The organism is Xanthomonas sp. SHU 199, from assembly GCF_000364665.1.
Taxonomy (GTDB): domain Bacteria; phylum Pseudomonadota; class Gammaproteobacteria; order Xanthomonadales; family Xanthomonadaceae; genus Xanthomonas_A; species Xanthomonas_A sontii.
Genome location: NZ_AQOI01000177.1, coordinates 1 through 2586, shown reverse-complemented (window position 1 = coordinate 2586; position 2586 = coordinate 1). Strand labels below are relative to the sequence as shown.

Sequence of the window (2586 nt, the reverse complement as noted above, 5' to 3'; positions counted from 1 at the left end):
CTCAGCGCCGGCGGCTTCGCCACCGCCACGGCCTGCCTGCTGGCGCTGCTGCTGGCGCGTGCGCCGGTGCCGCCGCCGGCCGCGCAGCCCCCGCCGGTCGCCACTACCACCACGCCCAAGCCCAGCGGCATCGCGATGACCTCCACGCTGATGCAGGACGACGGCAAGCCCGGCTACGTGGCGCTGATGGACGCCGACAAGCGCAGCATCACCCTCACCCCGCTGGCCGGCGCCCGCGACACCGGCCGCGTGCCGGAACTGTGGCTGATCCCGGCCGACGGCAAGGCGCGCTCGATGGGTGTGTTCGACGAGGCCAAGGCGCGCGTGGCGCGCATCCCCGATGCGCTGATGCCCATGCTCAGCGACGGCGCGGTGCTGGCGGTCACCATGGAACCGCCCGGCGGCGCGCCCGGCGGCGTCGCCACCGGTCCGGTCGTGGCCAAGGGCGGCATCAGCACGCTGCAGCTGGCGCCGTAGACAACCCTTCTCCCATCGGGACCATGGATCCCCCTCTCCCATCGGGAGAAGGTGCCCCGAAGGGGCGGATGAGGGTCCGGGCGAAGCCTCGTACAGCGTCCGCTAGCGCAGTTGGATGCGCGAGGGCTTCGCTCCGTACCCTCACCCCAACCCCTCTCCCGATGGGAGAGGGGCAGTGCACCACGTACCTTGCACGCGCCGTGGAGAGATCGGGCCGCGGTCAGGCTATGCCGCGCTCGTCTACAAGAACCGGGCGCGCATTCACCCGCCCACCACTCGTGCGCAGGCAACATCCCCGCCGCCATCGCGCATCCGCACGACAGCCAGATCTTCCGATTCGTGCGACGCCTGCGCTGCGCCGTCGTGGCCGCCATGCCGCGCCCGCAGCCGTGCAGGGGAAATGCGACGCGGTGCATCCGTCTTCCGGTTTCGCCCGTATCGCTCCCAAGTCCCCCAATGAGACGCGCTTGTGCCGAGTCCCGTTCCGGAACCCAGCCCTTCCACAACGCCACGTGCACCGCGTGGCCGCATCCTGCGCACCTTGCGGCGCTGGTTCGACACCAGTGCCGAGATCGAGCTGGATCCGGCGCGGGCAGACCGCATCGACTGGCTGCGTGCCGCGCCCTACATCGGCCTGCACCTGGCGTGCCTGGGCGTGTTCTGGGTCGGTGTGTCCTGGTTCGCCGTCGGCATGGCCGTGGCGATGTACGCGGTGCGCATGTTCGCGCTCACCGGCTTCTACCACCGCTACTTCGCGCACCGCGCGTTCAAGACCTCGCGTCCGGTGCAGTTCCTGTTCGCCGCGATCGGCGCCACCTGCGTGCAGCGCGGACCGCTGTGGTGGGCCGCCCACCACCGCAACCATCATCGCCATACAGATACCCCGGCCGATCCGCATTCGCCGCGCCAGCACGGCTTCTGGTGGAGCCATAGCGGCTGGTTCCTGACCCCGCGCGGCTTCCGCACCGACTGGGAGGCGATCCCGGACCTGCGCCGCTTCCCCGAACTGCGCTTCCTCGACCGCTTCGACCTGCTGCTGCCAGTGCTGCTGGCGCTGGCGCTGTTCCTGCTCGGCGGGTGGCTGCAGCGGCACGTGCCGCAGCTCGGCACCGATGGCCCGCAGTTGCTGGTGTGGGGTTTCTTCGTCTCCACCGTGGCGCTGTTCCATGCCACCTTCACCATCAACTCGCTGGCGCACCGCTTCGGCAGCCGCCGCTTCGACACCCGCGACGACAGCCGCAACAACCTGTGGCTGGCGCTGCTGACCTTCGGCGAAGGCTGGCACAACAACCACCATTTCTTCCCCGGCGCCGCGCGCCAGGGTTTCCGTTGGTGGGAGCTGGACCTGACCTGGTACGGACTGAAGGCGCTGTCGTGGACGCGCGTGATCCGCGAGCTCAAGCCGGTGCCGGCCGGGCTGGTGCGCGCACAGGCGCGTGCCCGATGAGCCGGATCGCGGTGGTGGGCTCGGGGATCGCCGGCCTCGGCGCGGCGTGGTTGCTGTCGCAGCGCCACGAGGTGACGCTGTACGAGGCGGCCGACTATCTCGGCGGCCATACCCATACCCATGCGATCGAACTGGACGGTGCGGAATACGCGGTGGACAGCGGCTTCATCGTGTTCAATCCGGAGCACTACCCGCTGCTGAGCGCGCTGTTCGCGCGGCTCGGGGTCGAGTCGCAGCCGACCACGATGAGTTTCTCGGTACACGAGGAGCGCACCGGGCTGGAGTACAACGCCGGCACGCTCGGCGGGCTGTTCTGCCAGCGCCGCAATCTGCTGTCGCCGCGCTTCTGGCGCATGCTGCGCGATCTGCGGCGGTTCTACCGTGAGGCGCCGCAGGTGCTGCACGACGCCACGCTGGCGCAGCTCACCCTCGGCGACTTCCTGCAGCGCCACCGCTACTCCGAGGTATTCCGCGACGCGCACCTGGTGCCGATGGCCTCGGCGCTGTGGTCCTCGCCGTCGCGGCAGATCCTCGATTTCCCGATGCGCCAGCTGATCGGCTTCATGGCCAATCACCACATGCTGCAGGTCAGCGGCCGCCCGCAGTGGCGGGTGGTGCGCGGCGGCTCCAACAGCTACGTGCGCGCGCTGCGCAGCCGCTGG

Annotated in this window: 3 protein-coding genes; all 3 read left to right on the top strand. The window is 70.1% G+C overall.

Going from position 1 to position 2586, the window contains the following annotated elements; translation table 11 throughout:
• Positions 1 to 477, top strand: a 477-nt coding sequence (locus D183_RS0107555) for an anti-sigma factor (RefSeq protein WP_017908470.1), incomplete at its 5' end; no start/stop codon positions are given.
• Between the two features lie 469 nt (positions 478 to 946).
• A complete protein-coding gene (locus D183_RS0107550; RefSeq protein ID WP_198527646.1) occupies positions 947 to 1924 on the top strand; it encodes an acyl-CoA desaturase in 978 nt (325 codons plus the stop codon).
• The coding region (locus tag D183_RS0107545) for an NAD(P)/FAD-dependent oxidoreductase (protein WP_017908468.1) at positions 1921 to 2586 on the top strand (666 nt) is incomplete at its 3' end. The genes D183_RS0107550 and D183_RS0107545, both read left to right, overlap by 4 nt.